The sequence below is a fragment of the Pseudomonas sp. CCI1.1 genome (assembly GCF_034348165.1).
GTDB lineage: Bacteria > Pseudomonadota > Gammaproteobacteria > Pseudomonadales > Pseudomonadaceae > Aquipseudomonas > Aquipseudomonas paracarnis.
Genome location: NZ_CP133780.1, coordinates 5,282,988 through 5,305,499, shown reverse-complemented (window position 1 = coordinate 5,305,499; position 22,512 = coordinate 5,282,988). Strand labels below are relative to the sequence as shown.

Annotated in this window: 19 protein-coding genes; 4 read left to right on the top strand and 15 right to left on the bottom strand. The window is 60.7% G+C overall.

Annotated features, from left to right (window positions below):
- Nucleotides 1-26: 26 nt before the first annotated feature.
- Nucleotides 27-1,517: an aldehyde dehydrogenase family protein gene (locus RHM69_RS23930; RefSeq protein ID WP_003188096.1), complete on the bottom strand. Its 1,491-nt coding sequence runs from the start codon at nt 1,515-1,517 to the stop codon at nt 27-29.
- Between the two features lie 153 nt (nt 1,518-1,670).
- Between RHM69_RS23930 and RHM69_RS23925 the strand changes: the two genes are divergently transcribed.
- The 3 genes from RHM69_RS23925 (at nt 1,671) to nadE (ending at nt 4,811) form a co-directional block, all read left to right on the top strand.
- Entirely contained in the window at nt 1,671-2,561 is an 891-nt protein-coding gene (locus tag RHM69_RS23925) for a LysR family transcriptional regulator (protein WP_014716686.1), read from the top strand.
- A 207-nt stretch (nt 2,562-2,768) separates the two neighbouring features.
- Nucleotides 2,769-3,983 (top strand): nicotinate phosphoribosyltransferase, encoded by a 1,215-nt coding sequence (gene pncB, locus RHM69_RS23920; protein ID WP_003188094.1) that lies wholly within the window; start codon nt 2,769-2,771, stop codon nt 3,981-3,983.
- Nucleotides 3,984-3,986: 3 nt separating this feature from the next.
- Entirely contained in the window at nt 3,987-4,811 is an 825-nt protein-coding gene (gene nadE / locus RHM69_RS23915) for an ammonia-dependent NAD(+) synthetase (protein WP_200599525.1), read from the top strand.
- Nucleotides 4,812-4,947: 136 nt separating this feature from the next.
- On the opposite strand, the gene azu is transcribed toward nadE, so the two are convergent.
- Nucleotides 4,948-5,394: an azurin gene (azu, locus tag RHM69_RS23910; protein ID WP_014716684.1), complete on the bottom strand. Its 447-nt coding sequence runs from the start codon at nt 5,392-5,394 to the stop codon at nt 4,948-4,950.
- A gap of 333 nt (nt 5,395-5,727) precedes the next feature.
- Between azu and RHM69_RS23905 the strand changes: the two genes are divergently transcribed.
- Complete coding sequence (locus tag RHM69_RS23905) at nt 5,728-5,910, top strand: hypothetical protein (RefSeq protein WP_014716683.1); 183 nt, start codon at nt 5,728-5,730, stop codon at nt 5,908-5,910.
- Between the two features lie 131 nt (nt 5,911-6,041).
- On the opposite strand, the gene RHM69_RS23900 is transcribed toward RHM69_RS23905, so the two are convergent.
- The 13 genes from RHM69_RS23900 to rpsF form a co-directional block, all read right to left on the bottom strand.
- Entirely contained in the window at nt 6,042-6,932 is an 891-nt protein-coding gene (locus RHM69_RS23900) for a transglutaminase family protein (protein ID WP_020301622.1), read from the bottom strand.
- The gene (locus tag RHM69_RS23895; RefSeq protein ID WP_200599518.1) at nt 6,932-9,418 is read right to left on the bottom strand and encodes a circularly permuted type 2 ATP-grasp protein; all 2,487 of its coding nucleotides are present in this window, start codon (nt 9,416-9,418) and stop codon (nt 6,932-6,934) included. Before RHM69_RS23895 ends, RHM69_RS23900 begins: the two co-directional genes overlap by 1 nt.
- A 158-nt stretch (nt 9,419-9,576) precedes the next feature.
- The gene (locus tag RHM69_RS23890) at nt 9,577-12,867 is read right to left on the bottom strand and encodes a DUF2126 domain-containing protein (protein WP_200599516.1); all 3,291 of its coding nucleotides are present in this window, start codon (nt 12,865-12,867) and stop codon (nt 9,577-9,579) included.
- Nucleotides 12,868-13,054: 187 nt separating this feature from the next.
- Complete coding sequence (locus tag RHM69_RS23885) at nt 13,055-13,504, bottom strand: hypothetical protein (protein ID WP_014716679.1); 450 nt, start codon at nt 13,502-13,504, stop codon at nt 13,055-13,057.
- Nucleotides 13,501-14,421, bottom strand: coding sequence for a hypothetical protein (locus RHM69_RS23880; protein WP_014716678.1), 921 nt, complete (start codon nt 14,419-14,421; stop codon nt 13,501-13,503). The genes RHM69_RS23885 and RHM69_RS23880 overlap by 4 nt, the downstream gene beginning before the upstream one ends.
- 166 nt (nt 14,422-14,587) lie before the next feature.
- Nucleotides 14,588-15,037, bottom strand: coding sequence for a hypothetical protein (locus RHM69_RS23875; protein WP_014716677.1), 450 nt, complete (start codon nt 15,035-15,037; stop codon nt 14,588-14,590).
- Nucleotides 15,034-15,966 (bottom strand): hypothetical protein, encoded by a 933-nt coding sequence (locus RHM69_RS23870; protein WP_019818300.1) that lies wholly within the window; start codon nt 15,964-15,966, stop codon nt 15,034-15,036. Before RHM69_RS23870 ends, RHM69_RS23875 begins: the two co-directional genes overlap by 4 nt.
- Nucleotides 15,967-16,167: 201 nt before the next feature.
- A complete protein-coding gene (locus RHM69_RS23865; protein WP_003188080.1) occupies nt 16,168-18,471 on the bottom strand; it encodes a YgiQ family radical SAM protein in 2,304 nt (767 codons plus the stop codon).
- 184 nt (nt 18,472-18,655) lie between these two features.
- The gene (gene dnaB, locus RHM69_RS23860; protein WP_003188079.1) at nt 18,656-20,053 is read right to left on the bottom strand and encodes a replicative DNA helicase; all 1,398 of its coding nucleotides are present in this window, start codon (nt 20,051-20,053) and stop codon (nt 18,656-18,658) included.
- Between the two features lie 110 nt (nt 20,054-20,163).
- Nucleotides 20,164-20,610, bottom strand: a complete 447-nt coding sequence (rplI, locus tag RHM69_RS23855) for a 50S ribosomal protein L9 (RefSeq protein ID WP_003171376.1) — start codon at nt 20,608-20,610, stop codon at nt 20,164-20,166.
- Nucleotides 20,611-20,628: 18 nt separating this feature from the next.
- On the bottom strand, nt 20,629-21,522 hold the full coding sequence (locus RHM69_RS23850) for a hypothetical protein (RefSeq protein ID WP_014716675.1): 894 nt from the start codon (nt 21,520-21,522) through the stop codon (nt 20,629-20,631).
- Nucleotides 21,523-21,558: 36 nt separating this feature from the next.
- Nucleotides 21,559-21,789 carry a 30S ribosomal protein S18 gene (rpsR, locus tag RHM69_RS23845; protein ID WP_002551829.1) on the bottom strand — a complete coding sequence of 77 codons (231 nt, stop codon included), beginning with the start codon at nt 21,787-21,789 and terminating at the stop codon, nt 21,559-21,561.
- 29 nt (nt 21,790-21,818) lie between these two features.
- A complete protein-coding gene (gene rpsF / locus RHM69_RS23840; protein ID WP_003188075.1) occupies nt 21,819-22,238 on the bottom strand; it encodes a 30S ribosomal protein S6 in 420 nt (139 codons plus the stop codon).
- Nucleotides 22,239-22,512: the final 274 nt, after the last annotated feature.

The window sequence follows — 22,512 nt, the reverse complement described above, 5'->3', positions numbered from 1 at the left end:
GCAGAGCGTGGGAACGATCAGTCTGGTCAGTCGAACGTGATGCCTTGTGCCAACGGCAGTTCCAGCGAGTAGTTCACAGTATTGGTTTGCCGGCGCATATACCCGCGCCACGCATCCGAGCCCGATTCACGCCCGCCGCCGGTTTCTTTTTCACCCCCGAACGCGCCACCGATCTCCGCGCCGCTCGGGCCGATGTTGACGTTGGCAATGCCACAGTCACTGCCCACCGCCGACATGAACTGCTCGGCTTCACGCACGTCGGTAGTGAAGATGCAGGACGACAAACCTTGTGGCACGGCATTGTTCAGGCGCAGGGCTTCGGCGAAGTCGGTGTAGCCGACCACGTAAAGAATCGGCGCGAAGGTTTCGCTGCACACCACGTCGCTTTGCTCGGGCATTTCCACGATGGCCGGCGATACGTAGTAGGCGTTGGGGAATGTGTCTTGCAGTTGGCGCTTGCCGCCGAACACCTTGCCGCCTTCGCTCAAGGCTTGCTCAAGGGCGTCCTGCATGTTGTCGAAACTGTGCTTGTCGATCAGCGGGCCGATCAGGTTGCCTTCCAGTGGGTGGCCGATGCGCACTTTGGAATAGGCGGCCTTGAGGCGGGTGACAATTTCTTCCTTGACCGACTCATGGGCGATCAGCCGGCGCAGGGTGGTGCAGCGTTGGCCGGCGGTGCCCACCGCGCTGAAGAGGATGGCGCGCACGGCCATGTCCAGGTCGGCGCTTGGGCCGAGAATCATCGCGTTGTTGCCGCCCAGTTCAAGGATGCTGCGGGCGAAACGTGCGGCGACTTTGGGTGCCACTTCACGGCCCATACGCGTGCTGCCGGTGGCGCTGATCAGGGCGACGCGCGGGTCATCCACCAGCGCAGCGCCGGCGTCACGGCCGCCGATGATCACTTGGCTGAGGTACTCGGGGGCACCGTCGAATTTTTTCAGTACGCGCTCGAACAAGGCCTGGCAGGCCAGTGCAGTGAGCGGGGTCTTTTCCGACGGTTTCCAGATCACCGCGTTGCCGCACACCAAGGCCAGCGCAGTGTTCCACGCCCACACAGCCACCGGGAAGTTGAAGGCGCTGATCACGCCGACCACGCCCAGCGGGTGCCAGGTTTCACGCATATGGTGGCCTGGGCGCTCGGAGGCGATGGTCAAGCCGTACAACTGGCGCGACAGGCCGACGGCGAAGTCGCAGATGTCGATCATTTCCTGCACTTCACCCAAGCCTTCCTGGGTAATCTTGCCCGCTTCCCAGGAAACGAGTTCGCCCAGGTCGGCCTTGTACTCGCGCAATACGTCGCCGAACTGGCGCACCAGCTCGCCACGTCGCGGCGCCGGCACCTTGCGCCAGGCCTCGAATGCATGCTCGGCGCGACTGACCTGTTGCTCCACCTCGGCGGCGCCTTCCCAGTGCACACTGCCGATACGGCTGCCATCAATCGGTGAATGCACGGGTTGTTTTCCAGCCTGGTACAGCGCCGGGTTTACCCCGAGACGATCAAGCAATGCGGCAACCATGGGTCACTCCTTCAATCTGCAGACAAAAATTCGCGCCGCAATACGCACGGCGATCCTGGCCCTATTTTTAGCTGGCCCAAGACTTGCCAACAAACGACGATTAGGCGAGATATCATTCCCTTTATTCATGCAAAGAATAAAAAGAGGCATGCCGTGCTGAACAAAAGACATTTGCCCTCGATCACCGCCCTGCAGTGTTTCGAAGCGGCCACCCGCCACCTGAGCTTCACCCGCGCCGCCGAGGAACTGAACCTCACCCAAAGCGCGGTGAGCAAACAAGTAGCGCAGTTGGAAGAACTGTTGCAACACCTGCTGTTTCGCCGCGTGCGCCGCCGCTTGCAGATGACCCCGGCGGGCGACCTGTACCTGGTGGAGGTGCGCAAGATCCTCACCCAGGTGGAAATGTCCACCCACTACCTGCGCTCCTACGGGGGCGAAACCGAAGTGCTGCGCGTGTCCACGCCCTACACCTTCGGAGCACGCTGGCTGGTGCCGCGCCTCAAAGGCTGGCGTTTGCGCCACCCGCAGATCCACCTGGACCTGTGCAACGAACAGGACCCGGACGAGTTACTGCAAGGCAAGGCCGACATGGCGTTCTATTTCGGCCAGGGCGCACGTCCCGGCACCGAGAGCCTGAAACTGTTCAGTGAAGAGCTGGTACCGGTGTGTTCGCCCGACAGCCTGCCCGCCCAGCCTTTCACCGACCCCACGCAACTGAGCGACCTGGTGCTACTGCAAAACGCCTCGCGGCCCCAGGGCTGGCATGACTGGTTCGCCAGCCAGGGCTTCCATACCGAGCACAGCTACCATGGCCCGCGGTTCGACACGTTTTATATGTGTATCCGTGCGGCGCAGGTGGGATGCGGCGTGGCGTTATTGCCGCGCTTTCTGGTGGAGGAGGAATTGGCCGAGGGCAAGTTGGTGATCCCCTGGCAACATGCGATGCCGAGCCAGGATGCTTACTACCTGGCGTATCCTGAGCATTCGGCAGAGGTGCCCAAGGTGCGCGAGTTTGTGAAGTGGATGATGGAGCAGGTGCTTTAGCGCCTGGAGAATCGCCATCGCAGGCAAGCCAGCTCCCACCGTTTGGAATGCACTTCAAATGTGGGAGCTGGCTTGCCTGCGATGGCGCCAGTGGCCTTACTGAAAAAATCACTGGCAAAACCCCACAAGTCTATGCGCCACTAACCCCCTTCCTCAATTGTGCGTAAAGGCCGGCCTCCATCGCCGACCCGTCTGGAGATTCCCGTTATGAGCGAGAGTGTGTTTGCCGATCGCATCGTGCAGAACCTGCTCGACACCGACTTCTACAAGCTGACCATGATGCAGGCGGTGCTGCACAACTACCCGAACGTGGAAGTTGAATGGGAGTTTCGTTGCCGTAACAGCGAAGACCTGCGCCCTTACCTGGCGGAGATTCGTTACCAGATCGAGCGCCTCGCCGAGCTGAGCCTGAGCCCCGATCAACTGGGGTTCCTGGAACGCATCAGCTTTATGAAGCCGGATTTTCTGCGTTTCCTCGGGCTGTTTCGCTTCAACCTGCGGTATGTGCAAACCGGCATCGAGAACGGCGAGTTGTTTATCCGCCTGCGCGGACCGTGGCTGCATGTGATCCTGTTTGAAGTGCCAATGCTGGCCATCGTCAGCGAGGTGCGTAACCGCTACCGCTACCAGACCGTGATCCTTGAACAGGCCCGCGAGCAGCTGTATCGCAAGTTCGACTGGTTGACCGCCAACGCCAGCAGCGATGAGCTGTCGGAGCTGCAAGTGGCGGACTTCGGCACGCGCCGGCGCTTTTCCTACCGGGTGCAAGAGGAAGTGGTCAGCGTGCTCAAGCACGATTTCCCTGGCCGTTTTGTCGGCACCAGCAACGTGCACCTGGCGCGCGAATTCGATATGAAGCCGCTGGGCACCATGGCCCACGAGTGGATCATGGCCCACCAGCAACTCGGCCCACGCCTGATCGACAGCCAGATCGCCGCCCTTGATTGCTGGGTGCGCGAGTACCGTGGCCTGTTGGGTATCGCCCTCACCGATTGCATCACCACCGACGCGTTTCTGGGCGACTTCGACTTGTACTTCGCCAAGCTGTTCGACGGCCTGCGCCATGACTCCGGTGATCCGATCCAGTGGGCAGAAAAAGCCATCGCTCACTACCACAAGCTGGGCATCGAACCGATGAGCAAGACCCTGGTGTTCTCCGACAGTCTGACATTGCCCAAAGCCTTGGAAATATTCCGGGCGTTGCGCGGTCGCATTAATGTGAGCTTTGGCATCGGCACCAACCTGACCTGTGATATTCCAGGGGTGGAACCGATGAGCATCGTGCTTAAAATGACCGCCTGCAATGGCCAGCCCGTCGCAAAAATTTCCGATGAAGCGGGCAAGACCCATTGCACCGACCCGAATTTTGTCGCCTATTTGCGTCACGTTTTCAAAGTACCTGCCCTATCCAGCAAGGAGTGAATCATGCAAGCCGTACAGCGTGAGATTGCACAACAGCTCAAGGTGCAAGCCCCGTTCAAGGACCAGGCCGCACTCGAAGCCGAGGTTGCCCGGCGCGTGGCCTTTATCCAGGACTGCCTGCGCAATTCCGGGCTCAAGACCCTGGTGCTCGGCATCAGTGGTGGTGTCGACTCCCTGACCGCAGGCCTGTTGGCCCAACGTGCGGTGCAGGAACTGCGCGCCAGCACCGGCGATGAGGCGTACCGCTTTATCGCCGTGCGCCTGCCCTACGAAACCCAGTTCGACGAGCACGACGCCCAGGCCTCGGTGGACTTTATCGAGCCGGATGAACGTCACACCGTGAACATCGGCCCGGCGGTTAAAGCCCTGGCCAAAGTGGCCGCCTTTGAAGGCAAGGCCGCGGCGTCCCGTGACTTCGTGCTGGGCAACACCAAGGCGCGCATGCGTATGGTGGCGCAGTACACCATCGCCGGCGCGGCCGGTGGGCTGGTGATCGGCACCGACCATGCGGCGGAAGCGGTGATGGGCTTCTACACCAAGTTCGGTGATGGCGCGTGCGATCTGGCACCGTTGAGCGGGCTGGTGAAGCATCAGGTGCGGGCCATTGCCCGTCACTTTGGCGCGCCGGAATCGCTGGTGGAGAAGGTACCGACCGCCGACCTGGAAGACCTTTCGCCGGGCAAGCCGGACGAGGCGTCACATGGCGTGACCTATGCCGAGATTGATGCGTTCCTGCAGGGAGAGCCGGTGCGTGAGGAGGCGTTCAGGATTATCTGCGAGACCTATCGCAAGACTGAGCACAAGCGGGTGATGCCGTTTGCGCCTTGAGGTGAACCTGATCGTTTTGCATTGATTGTCACATCGCCATCGCAGGCAAGCCAGCTCCCACACTTGACCGGATTCCAACATGGGAATGCGGTCGAATGTGGGAGCTGGCTTGCCTGCGATGAACGATAACGCGGTCTTACTTCAGAACCACAGCACCTTTCATCATCGAGATGTGGCCTGGGAACGAGCAGAAGAAGCTGTATTTCTCATCGGCCTTCAGCTTGGAGACGTCGAAGGTCACCGAATCTTTCTCGCCGGCACCGATGATCTTGGTGTGGGCGATGATGCGCTCATCACCGGCTTTCAGGTAATCCTTGTCGATCCCCGCAGCCATGCCGTCGGTTGCCACCGGTTGCATATTGGCTTCGGTAGTCAGCACCCAGTTATGGCCCATCACGTTCTTGGGCAGGTTACCCGAGTGAGTCAGCTCAACGGTGAACTGCTTGCAGCTCTTGTCGATTTCAATCGCTTTGGTGTTGAACGACATTTGGTCGGTGGAGTCGACAGTGACCTTGCACTCTGCAGCAAGCAACTGGCCGCTCGCCAGAGTCAGCAGGGAAACAGCAACGAGTTTGGCAAACATGTGAATCTCCAAGGCAGGGTTTTAAAAACGCGGATTGCGGTAAGGGTGCCTCAATCAGGCTTGAGTTCTTATGATCTGAATCAACAGATTGTATACAACTTTAGGCTATCAGCTTCATCAACACAATCAACCAGCCAAACTGCCGCACCCTGATTATGATCGGCCCATCACTCACGGGAGTTCATGCCATGCACCTCAATCACCTGTTCAACGGCCTTCTGGCTGCCTACGCCTGCGGTAAGTGAAAGCAAAGGGCCCCCTGAAGCTGCTACCATGACGACCCGAGGCAGCTGCGCGCCGCCCACCCTCACCTTCGACCCTAGAGGATCGCCCATGGCCAAACCTAATTACTCCTTCGCCAAACGTCAGAGAGACTTGGCCAAGGAACAGAAGAAAGAGGAAAAGCTGCAACGCAAGAAAGCCGCTGCAGAGGAAGAAGCCGGCGCGCTGAACCCGGATGCCGAAGGTGAAGCGGCAACTGACGAGACCGAAACCCCGAAAGACCCAGCTGAATGATCGTTCCCACGCTCCGCGTGGGAATGCAGCCCCGGACGCTCCGCGTCCCGCACCAGGCTTGAAGCCAGCGCAAGGGTGACACAGAGCGTCACAGCAGGCATTCCCACGCAGAGCGTGGGAATGATCGTTTTTCATTCCAGCGGCATCACCGTCACCCGCACCTCCGGGTCGTGGCTGCCTCCCCCCAGAATCACCCCCCGCAATGGCGACACATCAGAAAAGTCCCGGCCCCAGGCCAGGGTGATGTGCTCCAGCGCCGGCTGCACATTGTTGGTCGGGTCAAAATCCACCCAGCCTGATACCGGGCAAAACACCGAAACCCACGCATGGGAAGCATCCGCGCCAATCAGCCGTGGCTGGCCGGGCGGTGGCTGGGTGAGCAGGTAGCCGCTGATATAGCGCGCCGCCAGGCCACGGGAACGCAGGCAGGCAAGCATCAGGTGAGCGAAGTCCTGGCACACGCCGCGACGGCGCTCCAGCACTTCAACCAGTGGCGTGGCGACCTGGGTGGCTTCGGCATCGAAGGTAAATTCGCTGAAGATCTTCTCCATCAATGCCTGCGTGCCCAGCAGTAAAGGCTCGCCGGGCGGGAAGCAGCTTTCGGAGAACTCGACGAAGGTTTTCTTCAGATGGACATAGGGCGACTCGAAGCGATAGCGGCAGGCTTCGATCAGCTCGGCGCTCAAGGCCTGGCTGCTGTAGGTCAGGCTGTCGCGGGTGTGGTCCCAGGGCGGCGACCGCTGGAAGTCCAGAGCGGGTCGCGCCAGCACTTCCACGGTGAGCCCGGCGTTCACCAGCAATTCATCATGGGGCCGTTCGAACGCCAGGCGAGTGATCGGGTTGCCGAATACGTCCAGTTCGTCGCGGCGCGAGGTGGGTTCCGGGCTAATATCCAACTGCTGCCAGGTGCACTTCTGCCAGGCGCACGGCCTTGGCCACAGGTGCGCCAGTTGCTGGGCCAGGGACACCGGGCTGTCATAGTGGTAATGGGTATCGTGGAAAATCTGGTAGCGCGCGCTCATTACACCGACACCGTTTGCTGGCTGACATCATCCACGTGGGCAAAATGGCGCAGCGCCAAGCGATCCGACACCTGCCCGCTTTCATCGGCCACCGCTTGCAGCAAGTCGGCCAGGCCGTCCAGCGCGGCACGCACGCTGGTTTCGCCAAACAGGCCGTCCTCCAGGCAGCCCAGGTCAAAACGCGCCAGGCGCTCGACCAACGGCGCCAGCCCGGTTTCACGGGGCACGCCAAAATCATCATTGAGACGGCGCAGGGTGCGGCTCACCAACTTGAGCTGGAACAGCACCGCATGGGGGTTCTGCTCGTCGAGCAGCAGCAAGTCGAGCACCGGGATCAACTGCGGCACCGCCAGGTAGCGCGAGCGGTAGGTGATGCTGCTGTTGCCCAGCTCCAGCAACCATTCCAGCCCGGCCTGATCGAACACGGCCACGCCACGCAGGAACGCCGCTAGGCTGCTGCTCAGAAACTGCAGACGCTCGATACGCCGGCCCATCATCAAGAAGCGCCAGCCCTCATCGCGGGTCATGTCGTCCAGGGCAAACCCGGACAGTGCCGCCAGGGACATCACCAGGCGGTTGAGAAAGTCGAGCAGCTCGCCAAAGTCTGCAGTGTCGCTTTCCAGTTCCATGGCTTCGCGTTGCAGCTCCACCAGGGCCTGCCAGTTTTCCCGGGACAACTTGCCGCGCACCTGGGACGCCGCCCACTGCAAGCGCTGCAAATTGGCGCGCAGGCTTGAAGGCCAGTCATCACCCAGCAAGGCGGCGAGCAGGCGCTCCGGCAGCTCGCCCTCCTCCGGCAACAGGCGCAGGCTTTCGCCGAGTTCGACGGCGGCCTGCAACGCCAGCGGATCGTCGCCATCGACATACCGCGCCAGTACGATACGCAGCCAGCGCGCACTGTCGTCGCAGCGCTCGCAGTAACGACCGAACCAGAACAGGTTTTCCACCACGCGCGAGGGCAAATAGGGATCGCGGCGCACCAGGTCATAGGCGCCAATGGTGCGTTGGGCGCGCCATTGCTCGCCACCCGGCACGCGTTCACCGAGTACCCAGGTGTCCTTGCTCGCCCCGCCGCGCTGCATCGACACCACCTCGGCATCGGCGTCGGCCGCCACGCGAGTCAGGCCGCCAGGCAGTACCCGATAACCGTCTTCACTGGCCACGGCGTAGACACGCATACCAATGGCACGGTGTTGCAGGTGGTCATCCACGGTGTGCCATACGGGCGCCTGAGACAGTTGCGCCAGCTCTTGGGCGACATAGGCATAGGGGCGCGCACGCATGCGTTCGGCAAGGGCCTGGCGCTGTTCGTCGTCAAGGTCGCGACCAAACACCGGGGCGAAACTTTGTGAGGGAAATGCCGGCTTGATCAGCAGTTCCGGGAGTTTTTCCAGGGCTTCGGCAAGCACCGGCGCTTCGCCGCACCACCAGGTGGCAATCGACGGCAGGATCAAGGTTTCACCGAACAAAAATTCGTTGATCTTGGGCAAAAAGCCCAGCAACCCCGGGGACTCCAGCACGCCACTGCCCAAGGCATTGGCCACCAGCACGTTGCCTTGACGCACGGCGTCGAGCAGGCCCGGCACGCCGAGCGCCGAGTCAGTGCGCAGTTCCAGCGGGTCGCAGAAATCATCGTCGAGGCGACGCATGATCGCGTGCACCCGGCGCAGGCCGCTGAGCGTTTTCAGGAACACAGTGCTGTCACGCACGGTGAGGTCGCCGCCCTCTACCAAGGGGTAGCCGAGCTGACGCGCCAGGTACAGGTGTTCGAAATAGCTTTCGTTGAAACGCCCCGGCGTGAGCAGCACGATCAGTGGCGGCTGGTCATCGCCAGGGGCCTGGCGCGCCAGGGTTTCCTGCAGCGTGCGAAAGAAACCGGTGAGGTGCTGCACCTGCATATCCCGGTACAGGTCCGGGAAGGCGCGGGACACAATGGTGCGGTTTTCCAGGGCGTAGCCGGCGCCCGACGGGGCTTGGGTGCGGTCGGCGGTGACCCACCAGCGGCCATCCGGCGTGCGCGCCAGGTCGACCGCGTACAGATGCAGGAACGCCCCGTCAGGCGGCTGAATGCCCTGGCACGGCCACAGAAAATTGTTGTGCCCGAACACCAGTTCGGCCGGCAGCAAGCCTTCCTTGATCAAGCGCTGCGGGCCATACAGGTCGGCCAGTACCGCATTGAGCAGACGCGCACGCTGGGCGATGCCGGCCGACAGTTGCTGCCACTCCTCGGCCGCCAGCACATGGGGCAACAGGTCCAGCTCCCAGGGGCGGTCGGCCCCCTTGGGGTCGGCGTAGACGTTGTAGGTCACGCCGTTTTCCTGGATCTGGCGCGTCAACAACGCCTGGCGCTGGGCCAGTTGTGCGGGCGTGCTGCGTTGCAGGTGATCGAACAAGCGCCGCCAATGGGCACGCAACGCGCCGCTGGCGTCCAGCAGTTCGTGATAGGTGCCCGCGGTGAGCGGGTAACGGTCGAGCAAGTCGGACATGGAACGCTCGGCAGAGGCAAGGGAAGTCAGGTTAACTCAAATTCACTACGATCCAATGTGGGAGCTGGCTTGCCTGCGATAGCGGTGTGTCAGTCACCAGAACTATCGACTGAACCACCGCTATCGCAGGCAAGCCAGCTCCCACACTTGGATCATGTTCATTCCTTATTTTTTGTGAAACGCCGCAAATCCAGGGTCATTGGCAACTCATCGTTTACCGTTACAGTCGGCACCACAAGCTTGCCCGGGCTATGCCCCAAGCGGAAAAACCGCGCCATGCGCCGGCTCTCCGCCTCATTGGCATTCACCGGCAGGCTGTCGTAATTGCGCCCGCCCGGGTGCGCCACATGGTATTGGCAGCCGCCCAACGAACGCTGCATCCAGGTGTCGAGCAGGTCAAATACCAGCGGCGCATGCACGGGGATGGTCGGTTGCAGGCAGTTGGCCGGTTGCCAGGCGCGGTAACGCACGCCCGCCACGAACTCACCGACGCGGCCGGTCGGTTGCAGCGGCACCGGCACGCCATTGCAGGTCAGCAGGTAACGTTGCGGCGGCAACCCGCTCAACTTCACTTGCAGGCGCTCCAGGGACGAATCCACATAGCGCACCGTGCCACCCACTGCGCCCTCCTCGCCCAGCACATGCCAAGGCTCCAAGGCCTGGCGCAGTTCCAGTTCGATACCGCTGACGGCGTAGTCGCCCACCTTGGGGAAACGAAACTCCAGATGCGCCGCGAACCATTCGGCACGCAGCGGGTAACCAGCCGCGTTCAGCTCGACGATCACTTCGGCAAAGTCCTGCTCGATAAAGTGCGGCAACAGGAAACGGTCATGCAGTTCTGTGCCCCAGCGCGCCAGCTTCGACGGCGCATAGGGCTCGCGCCAGAACCGCGCGACCAGCGCCCGCAGCAACAACTGCTGGGTCAGGCTCATGCGCGCATGGGGCGGCATTTCAAAGGCGCGCAGTTCCAGCAGGCCCAGTCGGCCCGTGGCGCCGTCGGGTGAGTAGAGTTTGTCGATACAGAATTCGGCGCGATGGGTATTGCCCGTCACGTCGATCAGCAGGTTGCGCAACAGGCGATCCACTAACCACGGCGGGCACTCCTCGCCCGGTGCCGGCATCTGCGCGAAGGCGATTTCCAGTTCATACAGCGCATCGTTGCGCGCCTCGTCTACCCTGGGCGCCTGGGAGGTGGGGCCGATAAACAGGCCGGAGAACAAATAGGACAACGACGGGTGGTTATGCCAGTAGCTGATCAGGCTGCGTAGCAGGTCCGGGCGGCGAAGGAAGGGCGAGTCCTTGGGCGTCGCGCCGCCGAGCACGAAGTGGTTACCGCCACCGGTGCCGGTATGGCGCCCGTCGATCATGAACTTCTCGGTGGTCAGGCGGGTTTGCCGTGCCTCTTCGTAGAGGAATTCGGTGCGTTCCACCAACTCGTCCCAGGTGGCGGATGGCTGTACGTTGACCTCAATGACACCGGGATCTGGCGTGACGCGGAAATTGCTCAGGCGCATATCCGCTGGCGGCTCGTAGCCCTCCAGCAGTACCGGGCAATGCAGCTCTTCGGCGGTGGCCTCAATGGCAGTCACCAGCTCCAGGTAATCCTCGATGCGCTCCAGCGGCGGCATAAACAGGTAGAGGCGCCCTCCCCGTGCTTCGGCGCACAGCGCGGTACGGGTCAGCCAGTCGGCGGACTCGTCGACCTTGGGCACACGCTCATCACCCGGCGCGGGCTCGCCATGGTTTTGCAACTGGGCGCTGGTCGGCAGCTCCGGCTGATCCTGGTTAGGGTCGGTCGGATGCACAAACGGATACTCCGCCGCCGTCACCCAGGGCTGCGAAGCGAGCGGCAGACGATAGCCCAGCGGCGAATCCCCCGGCACCAGGCGGCAATGGTTGTCGCGCAGGTACCAACGACCACTCTGCCAGCGGTCATTGGCCGCAGTCCGTGCCAGCGGCAGCACTTGGCCGATGATTTTATCCAGGCCCTGGCTGAAGACTTTGCGCAGGCGCTCACGCTCCAGGTCGTCGCTCAGACGCGGGTCCTGGGCGGTGACGTTCTGGGGCAGCGCCCCTTCGCGCCACAGGTAGTAGAAATTGTCCTCGAACGCCGGGAACACAAAGCGCGCCGGCAGTTTCAGGCGTTCGGCGACGCTGGCCAGGAAACGCCCGGCCATCACCCCATCAGCACCGTAGTCCTGCTGTTCATCGGCGATCAGCGCGCTGTTGTGCCAGATCGGCACGCCATCGCGGCGCCAATAGCAGTTGAGCGACCAACGTGGCAATTGCTCCCCGGGGTACCACTTGCCTTGGCCGAAATGCACCAGGCCCTTGGGCGCATAGTGCTGGCGCAGGCGCTGGAACAGCTCGGCGGACAGGCGACGCTTGTCCGGGCCCAGGGCTGCGGTGTTCCATTCGGCGCCGTCTGGGTCGTCGATAGAGACGAAGGTCGGCTCGCCGCCCATGGTCAGGCGTACGTCGTCCTTGAGCAGGTCGCCGTCGATCTGCCGGCCCAGGGTCTGGATCGCCAACCATTGTTCTTCGGTGTAGGGCTTGGTCACCCGTGGCGCTTCCCAGATGCGCTCCACCGACATCTCATGGGTGAACTCGCATTCGCACGGCTCCACCAACCCGCTGATGGGCGCGGCGGACGATGGATCGGGGCTACAGGCCAACGGGATATGCCCTTCACCGGCGAACAACCCGGACGTGGCATCCAGGCCAATCCAGCCAGCGCCGGGCAAATACACTTCGCACCAGGCGTGCAGGTCGGTGAAGTCCACCTCGGTACCGGACGGGCCGTCGAGGGCTTTGACGTCGGCGGTCAGTTGAATCAGATAACCAGAGACAAATCGCGCCGCCAATCCGAGGTTGCGCAGCAATTGCACCAACAACCAGGCCGAGTCGCGGCAAGAGCCGGATGCGTTTTCCAGGGTAAATTCCGGAGTTTGCACGCCCGGTTCCATGCGAATCAGGTAACCGATATCGGCGGCCAGGCGCTGGTTGAGGCCGACCAGGAAATCCACAGCAGGCAGCGGCGTGCGGTCGATACCGGCCAGGTACGCAGCCAACCTTGGCGTCAGCGGCAAGGTTTCCAGATACGGCGCCAGCTCGCGCTGCTCATCGGCGGCGTAGCTGAACGGGATATTTTCGGCGTAGGGCTCGAGGAAAAAATCGAACGGATTGAACACCGCCATCTCGGCGACCAGGTCGACTTCAATGCGCAACTCGTCAGTCTTTTCCGGGAACACCAGGCGCGCCAGGTAATTGCCCTGGGGGTCTTGCTGCCAGTTGATGAAATGCTGCTCGGGCAACACCTTCAACGCGTAGGACAGTATCCGCGTACGGCTATGGGCCGCCGGGCGTAGCCGCACGATCTGCGGGCCGAGTTCAACTGCACGGTCGTAGCGGTAATGCGTAACGTGGTGCAACGCGACATGAATCGACACGGCGGCCTCCTGCGAGCCAGGGCATAAGCACAACGCGCGCAAGACTTATGCCACAGCAGCAGTCATTGCACTAAAACGTCAGGCCCGGTGCAGTACAGCACCAAAACAGCGCCAACGTTGCGGCTATGGTGCAGGCGCTGCACACATTTGTAGCGCCGGGCTGAGTGCAGGTGGTGAATCTACCCAGTTAAGGCGTAGTACGCCTGGTATTCAGGGCTTGGCGCAGTTGACGGATTTGCACAAGTTTTGCCCGCATCTCTCGCTGCCCGCTGCTGTTGAGCACCAGCAGGCCGAACAGCGGGAAAATCAGCGACAGGCTATAGAGAACCCTGTGTGGGTTGTACTGAATCATGGGGAGCACAAACAACAGACAGGCAGCGTAGATGGCGACCATCACCCATGCCCATGAAGGTTTGCCCCGCAGGATCATAAAGTTGCTATGGACCGTCAACAAGATAAGCAATGCACCTGCGACCAGGATCTTGAGCCCGACTTGAGCAAGGGACGCATCACGAAAATAGGTAACGAAAGCCAGCGCCACTGCAAGTGCCAGCGAAAAGTACGCAGCAAATACGCCGCCCAGAAACGTCAAGAAGTGACGCCTGAAGAAGTCGCGCAGCGTCATCAGCTCACTCATTCGTTTATTTCCTCGTACAAGCCTATCGCAATGGTATTGACGTTCCCAGAGTAGGCGCTGCCTCCGAACCCGACGGTCGCTCCCAGGATATCTTTGATCTGAGTACTGGTGCTTTGCTTGAGTTGCGTCGGGGTGAAACGCTTGGAGAGCTCACCCGATGCCTGCCTGAGCTTGAGCATCTTCGAGGTCAGGCTGGGATCATTGATGCTCAGTAGTTCCTTGGTCAGCTTGGCCCTCTCCTGACGGTTCAAGCCGCGTAGCACTTCCCGCAGGCTCTTGCCCGTCGATGCCTTAGCGACCTTGACCAGCTTGACCGTCGTCAGGGCTGAAGCGCCCACACCGGCCAACGATGCCGCGTCCAGCACAATGGATGCATTCTGGTACCAGCCTTCACTGTCGAGCCAATCGTTTACCTCAGGCTTGGCCACCTCAAGGGTCGTTCGGGCAATGCCATTGAAGCACTGGAGCGAACTCGCGCCTGCGGCCGCGTACCCCACCACCACAATGACTGAGCTCGCGCCGGCACTGAAAGGAACCAGAATAGTACCGCTGGCAATCGCAGCCCAACTGATGACAGCACCCAGGCAAGAGATTCCGGTATTTACGGCCTCGCCGATCAGCCTGGATTCCCGTGGATTGTTTACTACGTGATCAGCGAATTGTGTCGGCGCGATGTATTTCTGCGCCTCGCGCAGGATGACACGCTTTGGCTTGATGCTGCAGATGGGCTTGAATTCGCGCAGAGTGACGATATTAAAATCGGCATCGATATACACCACGCCAGCACCGACAACGCCGGGGTCAGCATCGATGGCCGCAAACAGCCGTGGCAGATTGATCAGGCTCTCGATGCGCTGGCGCGCCATAAATTGAGAGCGGTTGGAATCCATGCCGATGTTGAACAAGGAGTTGCCCATAAGTGTTCTTCCTTGACATTGAAAGTGCCCAGACCGGCCTCATCGCAGGCAAGCCAGCTCCCACACTTGAAATGCATTCCCCTGTGGGAGCTGGCTTGCCTGCGATAGCAATCTGATGGGCGCCACCCTAACAAACAGGCCACCTACCGCCAATAAACCTACCTAATCAACGGGCCTTGCGTTGCGCAATCACCGCCCGACGCAGGTGACGTATTTCGAGTAACCGCTGGCGCATTTCACGATGGCGCTTACTGTTGAGCAGCAGCAAGCCCAGCAGCGGAAACAGCACCGCCGAGCCGTACACCAGGGTATTGAGGCCGTATTGAATCATCGGCAACACGAACAGCAGGCAACACACCAGGTAGCCCGCCACCAGCCGGGTCGCCCAGGGATACCCGCGTGCAATCATCACATTGCCAAACACCAACACTGCCACCAGCACCAGGATTGCAGCCCCGGAGTAGTTGGCCTTGAGCGCCGGCTCAACACCGCGCAAATAGGTCACGCCCGCCGTGGAGACAGCCACCGAACCAGAGAAAATCGCCATGAAGATGGTGCCCATGAACACCGGAAAATAACGCGCAAGGAAACTGCGCCTATCGGGAAACCCCTTCATTCCGTCAGTTCCTCATACAGGCCAATGGCAAGCGTCGATGCCGAGCCAACGTGACCGGTTCGATAGCTGCCCCAGATACCCAACATGCCGCCCAAGGCGTCCTTGAGCTGGGTGAGCGTGGCATGACGAATTTCCGTGGAGCTGTAGCGCTTGGGCAACGTGCCGGCGCGCTGCTGCAACTTGAGCAACTTGGGGGTCAGGCTTGGGTCTTTGAGACTAAGCAATTCCTGGGTCAACTTCTTGCGCTCCTGGCGATTCAAGCCCTTGAGCAATTCATACCAGCTCTTGCCCAACGCAGCGGCTTTTTTGGCCTTGAGTAGCCTTAATGTGGTGAAGGCTCCCGTTCCGATCCCGACCAACGACGCGGCATCGAGAATCGGTGACACCGCGCCATACCACTGGGCGTCGTCCATGCGGTCGTTGGCTTGCGGGTCAAGGATCTCGTTATAGGTACGGGCCACGCCAAACCCGCACTGAGCACTGCTGGCCAGCGCCGCTGTGACACCAATACCCACCACAAAAGCACTGGCGCCGGCGGTGAAGGGTACGGCGACGCTGCCACTGAACACCACGATCCAACCGATCACCGCCGCCCCACAGGAAAGCCCCATATCAAAGGCCTCCTTCTGGAGTCGCCCTTCACGGGGGTCGGTCTTCACCTGCTCGACGAACTGCGCCGGCGAGATGTACTTCTGCGCCTCGCGCAAAATGACGCGCTTGGGTTTGATGCTGCAGATGGGCTTGAATTCGCGCAGGGTGATCACGTTGAAGTCGGCGTCGATGTACACCACGCCAGCGCCGACGATGCTGGGGTCGGCGTCAATGACGGCGAACAGCCGCGGCAGGTTGATCTGGCTCTCAATGCGTTGGCGCGCCATGAATTGAGAGCGGTTGGAGTCCATGCCGATGTTGAGCAAGGGGTTGCCCATAGTGTTCTTCCTTGAAATTGAGAGTGCCCAGACCGGCCTCATCGCAGGCAAGCCAGCTCCCACAGGGGAATGCATTCCAAGTGTGGGAGCTGGCTTGCCTGCGATAGCAATCTAATGGGCGCCACCTTACCAAACAGACTCACCACCGACCAGAAAGCAAAACGCCAGCACGAGGCTGGCGTTTTGCATTTCAGGCGTCGATCAACGCGGCACAACCGGCTTGCGCGTAGGCTTGCCGCCCTTGCCCTTGGCCGCATCGCTGCGCTCTTTGGCCGCCTGCTTATTGCGCGCCTGGGCCGCAGCCTTGGCTTGCTCGCGCTTGTCCCACGGGTTGCTGCCGTCGCTGCCACGGGGTGGCAGGCCGGTGTGCTGGGTGAGGATCTTGGTGGTGGTTTCCTTAGCGACCTTATGGCTGCCGGCCGGCGTCGAGTTCTTGCGCCGGGCGCTCTGGTAGCTGTCGGTGGACGGCTGGTGCAGCGGGATCAGTTGGTCCTTGCCCGACCCGATCAGGTCGGCACGGCCCATGCGGGTCAATGCTTCACGCAGCATTGGCCAGCCCTTCGGGTCGTGGTAACGCAGGAACGCCTTGTGCAGGCGGCGCTGCTCCTCGCTCTTGACGATGGTCACCGCGTCGCTCTTGTAGGTGACCTTGCGCAGCGGGTTTTTGCCCGAGTGGTACATCGCGGTGGCGGTGGCCATCGGCGACGGGTAGAACGCCTGCACCTGGTCGGCACGGAAGCCATTGCCCTTGAGCCACAGGGCCAGGTTCATCATGTCTTCATCGGTGGTGCCGGGGTGGGCGGCGATGAAGTACGGGATCAGGTACTGCTCCTTGCCCGCTTCCTTGGTGTACTTCTCGAACATGCGCTTGAACTTGTCATAGCTGCCAATGCCCGGCTTCATCATCTGGTTGAGCGGACCTTCCTCGGTATGTTCCGGGGCGATCTTGAGGTAGCCACCGACGTGGTGGGTGACCAGCTCTTTGACGTATTCCGGCGACTCGACGGCCAGGTCGTAGCGCAGGCCGGAAGCGATCAGGATCTTCTTCACACCCGGCAACGCACGGGCACTGCGGTACAGCTGGATCAACGACGAGTGGTCGGTGTTCAGGTTCGGGCAGATGCCAGGGAACACGCACGATGGCTTGCGGCACGCGGATTCGATTTCCGGGCTTTTGCAGGCGATGCGGTACATGTTCGCCGTCGGGCCGCCGAGGTCGGAGATCACGCCGGTGAAGCCCGGCACTTTGTCGCGGATCTCTTCGATTTCGCGAATGATCGACTCTTCGGAACGGTTCTGGATGATGCGGCCTTCGTGCTCGGTGATCGAGCAGAAGGTGCAGCCGCCGAAGCAGCCACGCATGATGTTCACCGAGAAACGGATCATGTCGTAGGCCGGAATCTTTTCCTTGCCGTATGCCGGGTGCGGCACGCGGGCGTAAGGCATACCGAACACGTAGTCCATTTCTTCGGTAGTCATGGGAATGGGCGGCGGGTTGAACCACACGTCCACTTCTCCGTGTTTCTGCACCAAGGCACGGGCGTTGCCTGGGTTGGTTTCCAGGTGCAACACGCGGTTGGCGTGGGCATAGAGCACCGCGTCGCCGCGGACCTTTTCCACCGATGGCAGGCGGATCACGGTCTTGTCACGGGTCATACGCGGGCTGGCGAGGATCTGCACAACCTTGGCTTCTTCCGGATCGTCGACTGGACCTTTTTCCTGCTCGATGGCGCAGGCCTGGGTGTCCTGGGTATTCACATACGGGTTGATGATCTTGTCGATCTTGCCCGGACGGTCGATGCGCGTGGAGTCCACTTCGTACCAGCCCGCCGGCGTGTCACGGCGAATGAACGCAGTACCGCGCACATCGGTGATGTCTTCGATCTTGTGGCCCCACGACAAGCGCTGGGCAACTTCGACGATGGCCCGCTCGGCGTTGCCGTACAGCAGGATATCGGCGGTGGCGTCGATCAGGATCGAGTTGCGCACGCGGTCTTGCCAGTAGTCGTAGTGGGCGATGCGGCGCAGGGAAGCTTCGATGCCGCCGAGTACGATCGGCACGTTCTTGTAGGCTTCCTTGCAACGCTGGCTGTACACCAGGCTTGCACGGTCGGGGCGTTTGCCAGCCATGCCGCCGGGGGTGTAGGCGTCGTCGGAGCGGATTTTCTTGTCGGCGGTGTAGCGGTTGATCATCGAGTCCATGTTGCCGGCCGCGACGCCGAAGAACAGGTTCGGCTCGCCGAGCTTCATGAAGTCGTCTTTGGACTGCCAGTTCGGCTGCGCAATGATCCCGACGCGAAAGCCCTGGGACTCCAGCAGCCGGCCGATGATCGCCATGCCGAACGATGGGTGGTCAACATAGGCATCACCGGTGACGATGATGATGTCGCACGAATCCCAGCCAAGCTGATCCATCTCCTCCCTGCTCATCGGCAGGAATGGCGCAGGACCGAAACATTCGGCCCAGTACTTGGGATAGTCAAATAACGGCTTGGCTGTTTGCATGACGGTGACCGGTGTGAAGATGAAAAATCGCGGGCGCGGAATATAGCACAAATTTTGACCAATTCCGACGGTAGTAGTCGGAATTGTGGTGACCCCATCGCAGGCAAGCCAGCTCCCACAGGAGAGCGCATTCCACATGTGGGAGCTGGCTTGCCTGCGATGAGGCCCTTACAGGTGCTTGAAACTACTCGTCGTCGTCGAAGTTGTAGCTACCCGGCGCCAGGTTCTCGAAACGCGTGTACTTGCCGATGAACGCCAACCGGATAAACCCGATCGGGCCGTTCCGCTGTTTGCCGATGATGATTTCGGCAATGCCCTTGTGTTCCGTCTCGGGGTGGTACACCTCGTCGCGGTACACGAACATGATCACGTCGGCGTCCTGCTCGATCGCTCCGGATTCCCGCAAGTCGGAGTTCACCGGACGCTTGTTGGGACGTTGTTCCAGGGAACGGTTGAGCTGGGACAACGCCACCACCGGGCAGTTGAATTCCTTGGCCAGCGCCTTCAAGGAACGAGAGATTTCAGAAATCTCGTTGGTACGGTTGTCACCACTGGAACCGGGGATCTGCATCAACTGCAGGTAGTCGATCATGATCAGGGCGATGTCGCCATGCTCACGCACCAGGCGCCGGGTACGCGCGCGCATTTCGGACGGGCTGATACCGGCGGTGTCATCGATAAACAGCTTGCGGTCGTTGAGCAGGTTGACCGCCGAGGTCAGGCGCGGCCAGTCGTCATCCTCAAGTTGACCGGAACGCACCTTGGTCTGGTCGATACGGCCAAGAGACGAGAGCATACGCATGATCAGCGATTCACCTGGCATCTCGAGGGAGTACACCAGCACCGCCTTGTCGCTGCGCAGAACGGCGTTTTCCACCAGGTTCATCGCAAAGGTGGTCTTACCCATCGACGGACGGCCGGCGACGATGATCAAGTCGGACGGCTGCAGGCCGCTGGTCTTTTCGTCGAGGTCGGTGTAGCCGGTGGAAATACCGGTAATAGCCGCGTCGGTGTTGAACAGGGTGTCGATGCGGTCGATGGCTTTGGTCAACAGGTCGTTGACGCTGACCGGGCCGCCGGTCTTGGGCCGTGCTTCTGCAATCTGGAAGATCTGCCGCTCGGCTTCGTCAAGGATCTCGGCAGCAGTGCGGCCTTCGGGGTTGAAGGCGCTGTCGGCGATTTCGGTGCTGATGCCGATCAACTGGCGCAGCGTGGCCCGCTCGCGGACGATCTGGGCATAGGCCTTGATGTTGGCGACGGACGGCGTGTTTTTTGCCAGCTCACCGAGGTAGCCCAGGCCACCCACTTGGGAGGTCTGGCCTTCCTTGTCCAACTGCTCGGCCAGGGTGACTACGTCGATCGGTGAGTTCTGGTCGGCCAGCTTGGCGATGGCGCGGAAGATCAGGCGGTGGTCATGGCGATAGAAGTCACCGTCCGAGACTTGATCCAGCACGCGTTCCCAGGCGTTGTTGTCCAGCATCAAGCCACCGAGCACGGCCTGTTCGGCCTCGATGGAATGCGGCGGCACCTTCAGGGCAGCGGTTTGCAGATCGTATTGCTCAGGAGCGGAGATTTCGTTCATGGCCACTTGGAATTTGGGGTGTGTAGAAAAACAAAAGGCACGACCTGTAAACAGGATCGTGCCCGATGTTAACCGGCTGGCACGCGAGGTGCCAGTCAGTTAGGTGCGACTTAAGCTGCTACCACGACAACGCGTACGGTGGCTTCAACTTCGGCGTGCAGGTGCACGGCTACGTCGAATTCGCCTACGTTGCGGATGGTGCCGTTCGGCAGACGAACTTCGCTCTTCTGCACTTCAACGCCGGAGGCGGTCAGTGCATCAGCGATGTCGTGGGTGCCGATCGAACCGAACAGCTTGCCTTCGTCACCAGCGGTGGCAGTGATAGTCACTTCCAGCTCAGCCAGTTGGGCAGCGCGAGTTTCGGCCGACGCTTTTTTGTCTGCTGCGGCTTTTTCCAGCTCAGCACGACGCTCTTCAAACGCAGCCAGGTTGGCAGCGGTTGCAGCGGTGGCTTTGCCGTATGGCAGCAGGTAGTTACGACCGTAGCCGGCCTTAACGTTCACTTTGTCGCCCAGGTTGCCCAGGTTGGCGACTTTTTCCAGAAGGATCAGTTGCATGTGAAAATCCTCTAACTTTTAACCTTCACCGTTCGCGTTATCGGCGTCTTTCGACGCCAGACGACCGCGAAAATCAATCAGGCTGTCAACAATGGCCAAGACCACGAGTAACGGATAGATCAACTGCATGAACAGCAACAGCGTGACGTACAACCCCACCAGCCAGAACCTGGCCAGGCGCTTTCGCGCAACCAGCCCATGAATCAGGGCCAGCCCGGCAAACACCAGCGGTACGCTGCAAATCGGCGCCAGCAAGGCCATCTGTGGGCCGAAGTTCGGCCCGACAACCATGCACGCCAGCAGCAACATCGCCGGCCCCGCTGGGATTCTGATACTGCGAAACTCGCGACCAAAACCACCCGGGTTGTACAACAACGCCTGCCAATAACGCCCAAGAATCAGGCTCAGCACGCTGACGACCTGCAACAAAGCCGCAATCAGGCCAGTCAGGACCGGGGCAATCAGTGACGCAAACCGCGCTCGCTCATCTACCGACAAATGCTGGTAGAGATCCCCGAGGGCCAACGGCAGGATCTTGACGATCTCCTGCGCCAGCGCCTCGATTTGCGGGCGGAAAGCCGCGCCAAGCATCACTGAGTACACCAACCCCAATGCCACGCTGACCAGCAGCGTACGGACCCAGGACTCACTTGCGCGCAAAACCAACGCAAGGCTCGATGACCCCAGCAGTACCAGAAGTACCCGTGGATCACCCATTTGCAGCCACCAGATCAAGGCCGGCAACAAACCCAGGGCAAGAACGCCAAGGGCGTCCTTCAAACCGCGCCGCAGCAGCACAAGGCAACCTGCGGCAGCACCCAACCAATAAAGCAACGGCAATGCCGCACATCCAGCCACTACCAGAGTGGCCTGCACGCGACCGCGCATGATGAACTCAGCTAAGGCGCGCATGCATTCAATCCCTTACTACTTGTCGACTGCCCGGTCTCAGCGGCCGTGGCTGTCGGTGTAGGCCAGCAGGGCCAGGAAGCGGGCGCGCTTGATAGCGGTGGCCAGCTGACGCTGATAACGTGCTTTGGTACCGGTGATACGGCTTGGAACGATTTTGCCGGTCTCGGATACGTAGGCTTTCAGAGTGTTGAGATCTTTGTAATCGATCTCTTTCACGTCTTCAGCGGTGAAGCGGCAGAATTTACGACGACGGAAGAAACGTGCCATTTGATAGGCTCCTTAATAAGGTCCGTGGATTACTCGTCAGCGTTATCGCTGTCGTTCTCTTCGCCTTCAGCGCTTTCAGCGCCTTCGTGCTCAGGACGATCGCGACGCTCACGGCGCTCACTGCGGTTTTCTTCAGCCTTGAGCATCTCGGATTGGCCGGTAACGGCTTCTTCGCGACGGATGACCAGGTTACGGATCACTGCATCGTTGTAGCGGAAGTTGTCTTCCAGCTCGGCCAGGGCCTTGCCAGTGCACTCAACGTTCAGCATCACGTAGTGAGCCTTGTGAACATTGTTGATTGCGTAGGCCAGTTGACGACGGCCCCAATCTTCCAGACGGTGGATTTTGCCGCCGTCTTCTTCGATCAGCTTGGTGTAACGCTCAACCATGCCGCCGACTTGCTCGCTTTGATCCGGGTGGACCAAAAAGATGATTTCGTAATGACGCATGAATGCTCCTTACGGGTTGTAGCCTGCCGCTCAAAAACGGTCAGACAAGGAGTGAATGACACTTATGGATCTTGCCGCAGGGGAGGCACATCGGTGCCTGCCAGGAAGGCAAGGGGCGCAATTGTAGAGAAGGGGGAGAAGCGGCGCAAGGCAATTGGTGATTATTTGAACAATCCTGAATAAACACCACAAAACCAATGTGGGAGCGGGCTTGCCTGCGATGACCATGGCACCGGCAACATCTCTGCTGACTGACACTCCGTCATCGCGGGCA